Origin of the sequence: Pseudomonas entomophila (genome assembly GCF_023277925.1) — a bacterium.
In the GTDB taxonomy this organism is placed as follows: domain Bacteria; phylum Pseudomonadota; class Gammaproteobacteria; order Pseudomonadales; family Pseudomonadaceae; genus Aquipseudomonas; species Aquipseudomonas entomophila_D.
On record NZ_CP063832.1, the window covers coordinates 5289422 to 5302012 of the forward strand.

General features: G+C 64.8%; 13 protein-coding genes. 6 read left to right on the top strand and 7 right to left on the bottom strand.

Annotated features, from left to right (window positions below; all coding sequences use genetic code 11):
* The first annotated feature begins 150 nt into the window (after positions 1 to 150).
* The gene (locus IM733_RS23455; protein WP_248918675.1) at positions 151 to 1059 is read left to right on the top strand and encodes a DUF2167 domain-containing protein; all 909 of its coding nucleotides are present in this window, start codon (positions 151 to 153) and stop codon (positions 1057 to 1059) included.
* Positions 1060 to 1362: 303 nt separating this feature from the next.
* Here the strand turns inward: IM733_RS23455 and IM733_RS23460 are convergent, their stop codons facing one another.
* Together IM733_RS23460 and IM733_RS23465 are read right to left on the bottom strand one after the other, a co-directional pair.
* Complete coding sequence (locus IM733_RS23460) at positions 1363 to 1632, bottom strand: DUF3077 domain-containing protein (protein ID WP_248918676.1); 270 nt, start codon at positions 1630 to 1632, stop codon at positions 1363 to 1365.
* A gap of 121 nt (positions 1633 to 1753) precedes the next feature.
* A complete protein-coding gene (locus IM733_RS23465) occupies positions 1754 to 1996 on the bottom strand; it encodes a hypothetical protein (protein ID WP_248918677.1) in 243 nt (80 codons plus the stop codon).
* 490 nt (positions 1997 to 2486) lie between these two features.
* Here IM733_RS23465 and hemA point away from each other — a divergent pair, with 490 nt between their 5' ends.
* Genes hemA through murI form a run of 5 tightly spaced genes read left to right on the top strand, consistent with a single transcriptional unit; the run spans position 2487 to position 7213 of the window.
* Positions 2487 to 3764 carry a glutamyl-tRNA reductase gene (gene hemA, locus IM733_RS23470; RefSeq protein WP_248918678.1) on the top strand — a complete coding sequence of 426 codons (1278 nt, stop codon included), beginning with the start codon at positions 2487 to 2489 and terminating at the stop codon, positions 3762 to 3764.
* The gene (prfA, locus tag IM733_RS23475) at positions 3761 to 4843 is read left to right on the top strand and encodes a peptide chain release factor 1 (RefSeq protein ID WP_011532211.1); all 1083 of its coding nucleotides are present in this window, start codon (positions 3761 to 3763) and stop codon (positions 4841 to 4843) included. Before hemA ends, prfA begins: the two co-directional genes overlap by 4 nt.
* On the top strand, positions 4844 to 5674 hold the full coding sequence (prmC, locus tag IM733_RS23480; protein ID WP_248918679.1) for a peptide chain release factor N(5)-glutamine methyltransferase: 831 nt from the start codon (positions 4844 to 4846) through the stop codon (positions 5672 to 5674).
* Complete coding sequence (locus IM733_RS23485) at positions 5668 to 6423, top strand: molybdopterin-synthase adenylyltransferase MoeB (RefSeq protein WP_248918680.1); 756 nt, start codon at positions 5668 to 5670, stop codon at positions 6421 to 6423. Before prmC ends, IM733_RS23485 begins: the two co-directional genes overlap by 7 nt.
* Positions 6416 to 7213, top strand: coding sequence for a glutamate racemase (murI, locus tag IM733_RS23490; protein ID WP_248918681.1), 798 nt, complete (start codon positions 6416 to 6418; stop codon positions 7211 to 7213). Before IM733_RS23485 ends, murI begins: the two co-directional genes overlap by 8 nt.
* Positions 7214 to 7407: 194 nt before the next feature.
* Here the strand turns inward: murI and IM733_RS23495 are convergent, their stop codons facing one another.
* The 5 genes from IM733_RS23495 to IM733_RS23515 form a co-directional block, all read right to left on the bottom strand.
* Entirely contained in the window at positions 7408 to 8094 is a 687-nt protein-coding gene (locus IM733_RS23495; protein WP_248918682.1) for an SDR family oxidoreductase, read from the bottom strand.
* The gene (phrB, locus tag IM733_RS23500; protein WP_248918683.1) at positions 8091 to 9545 is read right to left on the bottom strand and encodes a deoxyribodipyrimidine photo-lyase; all 1455 of its coding nucleotides are present in this window, start codon (positions 9543 to 9545) and stop codon (positions 8091 to 8093) included. Before phrB ends, IM733_RS23495 begins: the two co-directional genes overlap by 4 nt.
* A gap of 25 nt (positions 9546 to 9570) precedes the next feature.
* A complete protein-coding gene (locus IM733_RS23505) occupies positions 9571 to 10440 on the bottom strand; it encodes a MerR family transcriptional regulator (protein ID WP_248918684.1) in 870 nt (289 codons plus the stop codon).
* Positions 10430 to 11398 (bottom strand): YbgA family protein, encoded by a 969-nt coding sequence (locus IM733_RS23510; protein ID WP_248918685.1) that lies wholly within the window; start codon positions 11396 to 11398, stop codon positions 10430 to 10432. The genes IM733_RS23505 and IM733_RS23510 overlap by 11 nt, the downstream gene beginning before the upstream one ends.
* Before the next feature lie 108 nt (positions 11399 to 11506).
* A complete protein-coding gene (locus IM733_RS23515) occupies positions 11507 to 12493 on the bottom strand; it encodes an NAD(P)/FAD-dependent oxidoreductase (protein ID WP_248918686.1) in 987 nt (328 codons plus the stop codon).
* Positions 12494 to 12591 lie beyond the last annotated feature (98 nt).

A 12591-nucleotide genomic window follows, 5' to 3' on the forward strand; every position in this document is an offset into this window, starting at 1 on the left:
GGATGTCACTGGCTTGACCGCCAGAAAGGAGGACGCGCAAGCGTGTCCCGTTGGCATCGAAAGGTAGACAAGGACACGAGATTCTGGCGATTGGCCAGCTCTTTCAGTTATCCTGCGCGCCCAAATTATTTCAAATTGTAAGGGACTACGATGAAACACCTGCGCCAGTTGTTGGCGGCAGTGTTGCTCTGCGCAACTACTTTGCCCGCCATTGCCGCCAGCACTCCCGCATCTGCGCCAACCGCCAGCGAACAACCGCACCAGACCGCCGAACAGTGGCTGGCTACGCTCAAGCAACAGCACGGCAACATCACCCTGCCCGGCGGTATCGCCAGCCTCCAACTCAACAACGAGTTCTACTACCTGTCGCCGGGCGACACCGAGCGCCTGCTGACCGAAGGCTGGGGCAACCCACCGGGCTTCAAGACCCTCGGCATGATCATCCCGACCGCCGTCAATCCACTGGCGGACAACGGCTGGGGCGTGATCATCAGCTACAAGAACGACGGCCACATTTCCGACGATGACGCAGCCAAGATCGACTACGCCGACCTGCTCGAGCAGATGAAGGCCGATGACGAGGAAGACAACAAGGAGCGTCGCAAGGAAGGCTATGCCGGCCTGACACTGTTGGGCTGGGCCGAACCACCGAGCTACGATCAGGCTACCCACAAGATGTACTGGGCGCGAGAGTTGAAGGCCGAAGACGCCGATCAGACCACCCTGAACTACAGCATCCGCGTGCTGGGCCGCGAAGGCGTGCTGGAGCTCAATGCCGTGGCGGCGATGGCCGACCTGCAGACCATCAAGCAGGAAACGCCAAAGATTCTCGCCTTCACCAACTTCACCGACGGCAACCGCTACGCCGATTACGACGCCAAGACCGACAAGCTGGCGCCATACGGACTGGCCGCCCTGGTCGCCGGTGGCATCGCCGCCAAGGCGGGCCTGTTCGCCAAGATCGGTGTTGCCTTGCTGGCGTTCAAGAAGTTCATCATCCTGGGCTTGGTGGCCATCGCCGGCTTCTTCGGCAAGCTGTTCAAGCGCAAGCGATCCTGATTCAGACCTGGCTCACCCTTGCTGGGTGGGCCACCTCCTTAAAACGAACGTGCCTGCTGAATGCTTCCAGGCACCAATGCCGTTCAGGGCGCAATGTGGTGGGGCTATCATCCATGACCGTCTGCCATCGACCCTTTGCGGCTAGTCGCTTGATACACGCCATCCACCCAACGCAGCCCTCGGACCTTTCGATTTATAGTCAGCATTGCTGTTTTCAGGGCGAACCCTAGGTGCATGTTCGGCTTTCGTTGCACTCAATGCGATTGCCTGGGAGCCGGCGCACCGCCCCCAGGCACCGCATGCTCAGTGCCTCATTCCCAACTCGGCATCATCCATCAACGCCTTGGCCAGCGCGCTCAGGTAGTACGACGCCCAGAGCAGTTGCGGCTTTTCCTCCATGATCCCGGCGATGGTCAGGTCGCGCACGCAGCCCATCAGCTCCGAGGCCTGGTCGCGGGCGTGCTGGCAGGGGATGCCGGGTTCGATGCAGAACAGCGGGTCGGTTTGGCCTTCGCCCTGGTAGAACTTGGTTTTGCCTGCCGTGGTGTTGGGGGTGGTGTTGCCTGTGGTCATTGTTTTTCTCCCTGAAGTTGTTGGGGCTGGGCGGGACCTTTCGCCAGCAAGGCTGGCTCCTACAGGTGAAACGCAGCCCCCGGTAGGAGCCGGCTTGCCGGCGAACAGGGCCGGGCGCGGGCTAGTGCAGCGTCTGTGGAGCCTTGGGCATCTGCACCTGGATCAACGCCGACTCGAGCAGCACGCGCAGCGATTCGACTTCATGCATCGACGCCATCATCAGGATCGTGGCCGGTGATCTGGGCTGGGCGTGCACGGCCTGATGGGCCACGGTCAGCGCGCACAGGGCGTACTCGGTGGCCTGTATAAGGGTGTCTTCAAGGGAGTGAGGGTTGTGGGGTGGATCGGGGACAATCTTTAGCATTGGCTTGGCTCTCTCAAATGGGCCGCCCCCAACTGCTGTCAAACAAATGGGTGGCAGCTATACGTGGGTTGACAGACCGGTGAGAGAACCAAACCCGGCGCACACGAGGTGCCCCACGCACAGCCGCCATAGAGCGCAAGCCATGCGTCAGGTTCTCAGCGGCCTGTCAAAGCCGATCGCCGATTGTGCAGCGACCGCCCGAGACTAGAGGCCAACCCAGACCACCGCAATGGCTGAAAGGGCCTGGGAGTATGTTTGGGAAATGGACTACAGGAAAGCGGCTTAATCTGAATCTTTCCACCCGCGTTAAAGCCCACGACCCGCTCAACAGCCTCCCAGGCGCTCACTTCGTCGGTGGAAAGCCACCCCTGCCACGCTACGCCAGACACCGTGATAGCGCTTGACCATCACCACAATAGCGAACGGTGGTTGTTCAAAAACCTGCGAAGTAGGACAATTATCGGCTTCACGTCCCAACCAGCGACCTTGCATGGCCTTTCTTGCACTTGGTATCAACCATAAGACTGCCTCGGTAGACGTACGCGAGCGCGTGGCGTTTACCCCGGAGCAGCTGGTGGACGCCCTGCAGCAGCTGTGCCGACTGACCGCCAGCCGCGAGGCGGCGATCCTGTCGACCTGCAACCGCAGTGAGCTCTACATCGAGCAGGACCACCTGGCCGCCGACGCCGTGCTGCAGTGGCTGGCCGACTATCACCAGCTGAGCCTCGACGAGCTGCGCGCCAGCGCCTATATCCACGAAGAACACGACGCGGTGCGGCACATGATGCGTGTGGCCTCGGGCCTCGATTCGCTGGTGCTCGGCGAGCCGCAGATCCTCGGCCAGATGAAGTCGGCCTACGCCGTGGCCCGCGAGGCCGGCACCGTCGGCCCGCTGCTCGGGCGCTTGTTCCAGGCCACCTTCAGCGCCGCCAAGCAGGTGCGCACCGACACCGCCATCGGCGAAAACCCAGTGTCGGTGGCATTCGCCGCGGTGAGCCTGGCCAAGCAGATCTTCTCCGACCTGGGCCGCAGCCAGGCGCTGCTGATCGGCGCCGGCGAGACCATCACCCTGGTTGCCCGCCACCTGCACGAGCAGGGCGTGCGCCGCATCGTGGTCGCCAACCGCACGCTGGAGCGCGCGAGCATCCTGGCCGAACAGTTCGGCGCCCATGCGGTGCTGCTCTCGGACATTCCGCAAGAGCTGGCTCACAGCGACATCGTCATCAGCTCCACTGCCAGCCAGTTGCCGATCCTCGGCAAGGGCGCGGTGGAAAGCGCGCTGAAGCAGCGCCGGCACAAACCGATCTTCATGGTCGACATCGCCGTGCCACGGGATATCGAGCCGCAGGTCGGCGAGCTGGACGACGTCTACCTCTATACCGTCGACGACCTCCACGAAGTGGTGGCGGAAAACCTCAAGAGCCGCCAGGGCGCGGCCCAGGCCGCCGAAGAGCTGGTCTCGGCCGGCGCCGACGACTTCATGGTGCGCCTGCGCGAGCTGGCGGCGGTGGATGTGCTCAAGGCCTATCGCCAGCAAAGCGAACGCCTGCGCGACGAAGAACTGCAAAAGGCCCTGCGCCTGCTGGGCAACGGTGGCAACCCCGAGGACGTGCTGATGCAACTGGCCCGGGGCCTGACCAACAAACTCCTGCACGCCCCCAGCGTGCAACTGAAAAAGCTCTCTGCCGAAGGCCGCCTCGATGCGCTGGCCATGGCCCAGGAACTCTTCGCCCTCCACGAGGGCTCGACGGACAAAACCCCGCAATGAAAGCGTCGCTGCTGAACAAACTGGACACGCTCCAGGACCGCTTCGAGGAACTCACCGCGCTGCTGGGTGATGCCGAAGTCATTTCCGACCAGACGCGCTTTCGCGCCTACTCCCGCGAGTACGCCGAAGTCGAGCCGGTGATTGCCTGCTACGTAGGCTGGCGCAAGGTCCAGGACGACCTCGAGGGCGCCCAGGCGCTGCTCAAGGACGCCGACCCCGACCTGCGCGAGATGGCCGTGGAGGAAGTGCGCGAAGCCAAGGAGCAGCTGGTGGGCCTGGAGTCGCAGCTGCAGCGCATGCTGCTGCCCAAGGACCCCAACGACGGGCGCAACGTGTTCCTGGAAATCCGCGCCGGCACCGGTGGCGACGAGGCGGCGATCTTCTCCGGCGACCTGTTCCGCATGTACTCGCGCTATGCCGAGAAACGCGGCTGGCGCCTGGAGATCCTGTCCGAAAACGAAGGCGAGCATGGCGGCTACAAGGAGATCATCGCCCGGGTCGAAGGCGACAGCGTCTATGGCAAGCTGAAGTTCGAGTCCGGCGCCCACCGCGTGCAGCGCGTGCCCGAGACCGAATCCCAGGGCCGTATCCACACCTCGGCCTGCACCGTGGCGGTACTGCCCGAGCCCGACGAGCAGGTGGCCATCGAGATCAACCCCGCCGACCTGCGGGTGGACACCTACCGCGCTTCCGGCGCCGGCGGCCAGCACGTCAACAAGACCGACTCGGCCATCCGCATCACCCACTTGCCCACCGGCATCGTGGTCGAATGCCAGGAAGAGCGTTCGCAGCACAAGAACCGCGCCCGGGCGATGTCCTGGCTGTCGGCCAAGCTCAACGACATGCAGACCAGCGCCGCGCAGAACGCCATCGCCAGCGAGCGCAAGCTGCTGGTGGGGTCGGGCGACCGCTCCGAGCGCATCCGCACCTACAACTATCCACAGGGCCGGGTCACCGACCACCGTATCAACCTCACCCTCTACTCCCTGGACGATATTCTCGCCGGGGGCGTGGATGCTGTGATCGAGCCGTTGTTGGCCGAATACCAGGCCGATCAGTTGGCCGCCCTGGGGGACTGAATGACCATCATCGCCAGCCTGCTGCGCAACGCGCAGTTGCCGGATTCGCCGACCGAACGGCTGGACGCCGAGCTGCTCCTGGCCGCTGCCCTGGGCAAGTCGCGCAGCTACCTGCACACCTGGCCCGAGCGCATCGTCAGCAGCGAGGCGGCCGAGCTTTTCGCCGGCTATCTCGAGCGACGTCGCGCCGGTGAGCCGGTGGCCTACATCCTGGGCCAGCAGGGCTTCTGGAAGCTCGACCTGGAAGTGGCGCCACACACGCTGATCCCGCGCCCGGACACCGAGCTGCTGGTGGAAACCGCGCTCGAATTGGTCCCGGCCAAGCCGGCCCGCGTGCTGGACCTGGGCACCGGCACCGGGGCCATTGCCCTGGCGCTGGCCAGCGAGTGCCCGGCCTGGCAGGTGACTGCGGTGGACCGCGTCGAAGAGGCCGTGGCCCTGGCTGAGCGTAACCGCCAGCGACTTGGCCTGGGCAACGTCCAGGTGCGCGCCAGCCACTGGTACGGCGCCCTCGAAGGCGAGCGCTTCGACCTGATCCTCAGCAACCCCCCGTATATCCGCGCCGCCGACCCACACCTGGTGGCCGGCGACGTGCGCTTCGAACCCAGCAGCGCCCTGGTGGCCGGTGAAGATGGGCTGGACGACCTGCGCGTGATCGTCGCCCAGGCGCCCCGGCACCTGCTGCCAGGTGGCTGGCTGCTGCTCGAGCACGGTTACGACCAGGCCCCCGCAGTGCGCGAGCTGCTGACCGCCGGCGGCTTCGTCGACGTGGCCAGCCGCGTCGACCTGGGCGGCCATGAACGTATCAGCCTGGGGCGCCTGCCATGCTGAGCGACCAGGAGCTGCTGCGCTACAGCCGCCAGATCCTGCTGTCGCAGGTGGACATCGACGGCCAGCTGCGCCTGAAGCACGGCAAGGCCCTGGTGATCGGCCTTGGCGGCCTGGGTTCGCCAGTGGCGCTGTACCTGGCTGCGGCAGGCGTCGGCGAGCTGCACCTGGCTGACTTCGACACGGTCGACCTGACCAACCTGCAGCGCCAGGTCATCCACGACAGCGACAGTGTTGGCATGAGCAAGGTCGACTCGGCGATCAAGCGCTTGCAAGCAATCAACCCCGAGATCGCGCTGGTCGCCCATCGGCAGGCGCTGGACGAAGACTCTCTGGCTGCGGCAGTGGCTGCCGTCGATGTGGTGCTGGACTGCTCCGACAACTTCACCACCCGCGAGGCGGTCAATGCCGCCTGCGTGGCATCCGGCAAGCCGCTGGTCAGCGGCGCGGCGATCCGCCTCGAAGGCCAGCTGTCGGTGTTCGATACCCGCCGCGACAACAGCCCTTGCTACCACTGCCTGTACGGCCATGGCAGCGAGGCCGAGCTGACCTGCAGCGAAGCCGGCGTGCTTGGCCCGTTGGTCGGCCTGGTTGGCAGCCTGCAGGCGCTCGAGGCGCTGAAGCTGCTGGCGGGCTTTGGTGAGCCGCTGGTGGGGCGTTTGTTGCTGATTGATGCGTTGAGCACGCGCATGCGCGAGCTGCGGGTCAAGCGCGACCCGGCCTGCACTGTGTGTGGCAACCGTCATGAGTGAGCGTTCGGCGCCGATTGGCGTGATGGATTCGGGGGTTGGCGGCCTTTCCGTGCTGGCCGAGATCCAGCGGCTGCTGCCCAACGAGACGCTGCTGTATGTGGCCGACAGCGGGCACGTGCCGTATGGCGAGAAGTCGCCGGACTATATTCGTCAGCGCTTGCGGCACATTGCCGGCTTCCTGCGCGAGCAGGGCGCCAAGGCCATGGTGCTGGCTTGCAACACGGCCACCGTGGCGACTGTCGCCGATCTGCGCGCGCTGTATCCGGACTGGCCGTTGGTGGGCATGGAGCCGGCGGTCAAACCGGCGGCGGCGGCGACCCGCTCCGGCGTGGTCGGGGTGCTGGCCACCACCGGTACCTTGCAGAGTGCCAAGTTCGCCGCCTTGCTCGACCGTTTTGCCAGCGACGTGCGGGTGGTCACCCAACCATGCCCTGGGCTGGTCGAGTGCATCGAGGCCGGCGATCTCAGCAGCCCGGCGCTGCGTCAGCTGCTGGCGGGCTATGTGCAGCCGTTGTTGGTGCAGGGGTGTGACACCCTGATCCTCGGTTGCACCCACTATCCCTTCCTGCGCCCGATGCTCGCGGACATGGTCCCGGCAGACGTGGCGATCATCGACACCGGCGCCGCCGTCGCGCGGCAGCTGCAGCGCTTGTTGGGTGAGCGTGGTCTGCTGGCGGATGGGCCGGTGCGGGAAACCGCGTTCTGGAGCAGTGCCGATCCGCACAGCCTTGAGAAAATCCTGCCTTTGCTGTGGAAGCAATCCGGTAGCGTCCAACGCTTCCCGCTCTGAAAGCTTGCGTTGATGAGTCTCTGTAGGAGCGGCTTTAGCCGCGATCACCCGCGAAATGGGTACCACACCACGTCGCCTGCATCGCGGCTAAAGCCGCTCCTACAGCAGCCCAAGGGGCTGGGCAGTGCTGGCGCGGTCAGGGTGGGAGCGGGTTTACCCGCGAAACAGACGCTGCAGTGCGTTGCTCCGGCAGGTTAGCGTGGTAGCGGCCACAGATTGCTCAGGTACATGGCCTCGAGTACCAGTTCCGGTAGGCGTTGGTCCAGGCGGGCCACCAGTTCGAGCGCCGCAGTCTGTGCTGTCCATTCCTCTGGAGCCACCTGGGCGAGGGGGGCGGATTGCGGCGCTACCACCGTCAGGTCGATACCCTGGGCCTTCAAGGGCTCGCGCTGTTCACGCAACCATTGCGGCAGGCTGTTGTGCCCGGCCGCAGGCTGTCGGGGGTCGAACAGTTGCTGGGCCGAGTATCGGCTGAGGATCGCCATCACCTGGGGTTTGTCGCCCTTGGCCAGCAAGGGCCGGGCGCCGGCAAGGGCATGCTCGGTGGCGCGCAGGTTGCTGCTGACGAGCCTCTCGAACAGCTCGGTGTCCGGCGTGTCGTCGGCGAGGTAGTCACAGACCCCGGCGTTGACGATCAAGCCGTCGAGCGCACCCCATTGGCGTTGCAGCTGCTGGCTGGCGGCTTCAGCCTGAGCCCGGTCCTGAATCTGGCCAGGCACGCGCAGCAGGTGATTGCCATGGCGCTGCGCAAGTGCGTCGAGTTCCTGGCTATCCATGGCGCTGGCGGCGACCCGATGCCCCTGTTCGAGCAACTGTTCCACCAGGGCCAGCCCAAGTCCTTGGCTGGCTCCCGTCACCCAGAAACGGCGCGTAATACTCAAGATGGTTCCCTCTGGTTCTGCCAGGTGGACAGCCCTTTGAAGGCGTCCAGTGCACGCTGGCGACTGCTGTCGAGATCGACGATCGGACTTGTGTAGCTGTTTGAGTAATTATTAGTAGCAAATAGATCGGCAGATTTCACCGGTCGATGAATCGTTTTTTCGTCCAGTTGCTGCAACTCAGGCAGCCATTGGCGAATGAAGGTTCCCTTCGGGTCGAAGCGTTGTGACTGGGTGGTCGGATTGAAGATCCGGAAATAGGGCACCGCGTCCGTTCCGGTCGAGGCGCTCCACTGCCAGCCGCCGTTGTTGGCGGCCAGGTCGCCGTCGATCAGGTGGCGCATGAAATGGCGCTCGCCCTCGCGCCAGTCGATCAACAGGTTCTTGCTGAGGAACATGGCGACGATCATGCGCAGGCGGTTGTGCATCCAACCCGTCTCCAGCAACTGACGCATGGCGGCATCGATGATTGGGAAGCCGGTCCGTCCTTGTTTCCAGGCCTCCAGGTCGCCCGGCGCGTTGCGCCACGGCAAGGCCTCGGTATGTACACGGAAGGCGCGGTGCCGCGAGACCTGTGGATAACCCACCAGGATGTGCTTGTAGAACTCCCGCCACAGCAGTTCGTTCACCCAGGTCTGCACCCCGGCGTTGCCGCTGTCGAACTCGCCGTGATTGCTGGCCAGTGCCGCGTGCAGGCATTGGCGTGGCGAGATGACGCCGGCCGCCAGGTAGGGCGAGAGCTGGCTGGTGCCTGCCTTGGCGGGCAGGTCGCGCAGTTGCGGGTAGTCTTCGACGGTTTCGTCGATGAAGCGCGACAGCCGCCGCTGGGCTTCTTCTTCCCCGGCTGGCCAGTGGTCGCGCAGAGGCTGCGCGGGAATGGTAAAGCCATCGACCTGCTCCGGGATGGTATCGCTGGCGATGTCGAGAGGGGCTTGGCGATGCGGCTGTTGTGCTCGCGCGGGCAGGCTGCGGTGCAGGTGTTCGAGGCAGACGCGCTTGAACTGGCTGAACACCTGGAAGTACTGGCCGCCACGGGTCAGTACGCTGCCGGGCTTGAACAGCAATTGGTCGAGATGGGCGTGGGTGGCGACCCCGGACTGCTCCAGCAGGGTACGAGCCGCGCTGTCGCGCAGGGTTTCATTGACGCCGTACTCTTCGTTCCAGTGCACGGTGTCGATTCGGTGCTGGCGGCAGACTTCGAGCAGTACCTGGGGCACCTCGCGCCAGGTGTCGGTGGTGCGCACCAGCAGGGGGATGTTCAAGGCTTCCAGGGCCTGGCTCAGCAGGCGCAGGTTGCGCAGCCAGAAATCCACCTTGCAGGCGGCGTCATCATGGCATTGCCATTGGCCGGGGCTGGCGATCCAGAGCGCCACGGTCGGGCCACCCTGGCTGGCGGCCGAGAGCGCGGTGTTGTCGTCGATGCGCAGGTCGCTGCGCAGCCAGATCAGTTGCATGGGCATTCGGGCCTGTGGTGGTCGATCAGGGTTGCTGAAGCAGGCGCAGGGCTGCCTGGGGGCTATCGAACAGTTGCAGGTGGGGCAGTGCCAGTGCCTGCAATTGCGCTTCGAACAGGCCGATGGCGCTGCCGCCTGCCAGTGTGTTCACACTGATTTCCCGCAAGGCTCGCGACAGGGCGGGCAGATCCGGGCGGCGCCCGAGGTGCAGCAGCAATGCGCGGGGTTGCAGCAGCTCCACGGCTTGGCGCAGTTGCCGAGGTTCGACCGGCCATTCGAGGATTTCCAACGGCTGGCCGCTGCTGCTCAACAGCCAGGCGCAGAGCCAGAATTCGGCTTCGAAAGGCGTGTCGTCGGTGCGGGCGAGCAACACGCAAGGGCCGGCCAGTGAGTGGCTGTCGTGGTAGACCCGTGCGCCCAGCTTGCTGCGCAGCCAGGTGTGAAAGAACACCTGCTCCAGGCGCGCGTCGAAATGCGACTGCCAGCGCAGGGCGAGGGCGTCCAGCAGAGGCAGGAACAGGCGTTCACAGACGGTCACGGCGGGGTAGAGCGCCATTGCCTGGTTCAGCAATTGGTCCAGCTGGCGCTGGGCAAGGCGGGCGATAGCGCCGACCATCTGTTCGATGCGCTCGCCCCATTCGCCCTGCACGGTGGTCGCGGGGTCAGCGGCCTTGTCCAGCAGTTCGCGCACCTGGCTCACCGCCGCGCCCCGTTCGAGCCAGCGCAGCACGGCTTGCACCCGCTGCACCTGGTCCTGTGGATAAAGCCGATGCCCTTTGGGCGTGCGCTGGGGTTTGATCAGGCCGTAGCGACGCTCCCAGGCGCGCAGGGTGACCGGGTTGACGCCGGTCAGCCGGGCCACTTCGCCGATGGGTAGCAGGTCTTCAGATTGCATTGCGTAGTCCGAGGGTTTCCGGGTGGGGTTGCAGGTAAGCCTGCTGCATCAGGTAAGGGGCCGGGTAGTTGCGCAGGTGGTGCTTGAGCAGGGTCAGGGGCACCACCAGCGGCACCACGCCTTTCTGGTACTGGCCGATGACCTGCTGCAACTCGAGCTTGTCCGCTTGCTTGAGGTCATTGCGCAGGTAGCCGCTCAGGTGCTGCAACACGTTGCCATGGGTGCCGCGGCTGGCGCAACGACGCAGGGCCTGCATCAGCTGGCTGAAGTAATGTGGGCCGATTTGTTCGGGGGCGTCGTCGCGGGTCATGCTGCCCAGCAGGCGCCCCAGTTTGCGATAGGCTTGTGGGTTGTGGGCCATCAGCAAGTACTTGTAGCGTGCGTGGAAGCGGATCAGCGCGCCACGGCTTAGCCCATCGCTCAGCAAGCCCTGCCAATCGGCGTAGGCGTAGACGCGGGTGATGAAGTTTTCCCGCAGTACCGGGTCGTGCAGGCGCCCCTCTTCCTCGACGGGCAGGTCGGGGCGTCGGGCGCAGAACGCCGACGCATAGGCGCCGCGTCCGCCCAGGTACGGAGGGCGGCCGTTGTCCTGGTACACCTTGACCCGCTCAAGGCCGCACGAAGGTGACTTCTGCATGAACACGTAGCCGCAGATGTCATCGAGTTCGCCTGCCATCTGTTCGCCGTATGCACGCAACGGTCCAGCCAGATCGGTGGTGGTGTCGCGGCTGCCGGTGACGGCGGGATGATCCGGGTCGCCCACCAGGCGAATGGGTTCGCGGGGCACACCAAGGCCAATGGCGACTTCCGGGCATACCGGCACCCACTCGAAATGCTCGTCGAGCAGGTCGCGACACAGGTCGGAACGCTTGTGGCCGGCGTTGTAGCGCACGTTCTGCCCGATCAGGCAGGCGCTGATGGCCAAGCGTGGTTTGCCACTGGGAGCGGAAGGGTTCATGACGGACTCCGGAATAACCTGTACAGGGTGATCGTTTTGTACAGGTTTATTCCAGCACATTTGCAAACTTATACAAGTGCTACTTTTTGTATAAGCTTGCCGTTCCCACTAATCCAGGTGTTCCAGCAAGCGCCTTGCGGCTTCCTGGCCGCTGAGCCAGGCACCTTCGACACGGCCGGATAGGCACCAGTCTCCACAGGCGTAAAGGCCTTGGTCGGCGTCGGCGAGAGCGCCCCATTCATGGTTGCCGGCAGGGCGGGCATACAGCCAGCGGTGGGCGACGGCGAAGGAGGGAGGTGGTACCGCGCAGCCGACCAGCTCGGCGAACTCACGGTACAGTTGATCGATCACTTCTTCCTTGGACAGGTCGATATGGTGCTTGCTCCAGTTCGAGGTGGCGTGCAGCACCCAGGTGTCGAGCTGTTCCTCACGGCCAGGCTTGCTGCGATTGCGTGCCAGCCAGTCGAGCGGGTTGTTCTGCACGAAGCAACCTTGCATGGGGGTTTCCAGAGGATTGTCGAAGCCCAGGGCAATGGCCCAGGTCGGCTCCATCTGCACCCCGGCAGCCACTGCTGCGAGTTTGGGTGTGGCGGCCAGCAAGGGTGTGGCCTGAGGGGCTGGCACGGCGATTACCACGCGGCTGAACGGGCCATGGCTGCAGCCTTCGGTGTCCTGCAGGTGCCAGTACTGCTTGCCGCGGAACACCTCGGCGATGCGGCAACCGAAGTTCACCGTGACATCCTTGAGCAAGCCGCGAGTGATGGCGCTCATGCGCGGCACGCCAACCCAGCGGATCTGCTCGTCGGGGGAGGGGGTGAGTTCACCATCGCGATAGTTGTACAGCTGGGGTTTCCATTGCGCTGCCCAGCCGGCAGCGACCCACTGCTGCACCTGCTCGACGAAGCGCCGGTCGCGGGCGGTGAAGTACTGGGCGCCCAGGTCGAGCGCGCCGACCTCGCTGCGCTTGCTGGCCATGCGCCCGCCGCTGCCGTGGCCCTTGTCGAACAGGTGGACGGTCTGCCCGGCCTTTTGCAGGGCCTGGGCAGCAGACAGGCCGGCGATACCGGCACCAATGATGGCAATTGGAACAGTCATGATGGCCTCTTCGAACCGTGCTGTGTGCAGCCTACGCTGCTCGGCAAACCTGTACAATGCACAATGTTTGTATAAGGTTATTCCGCTCGATGGTCAGG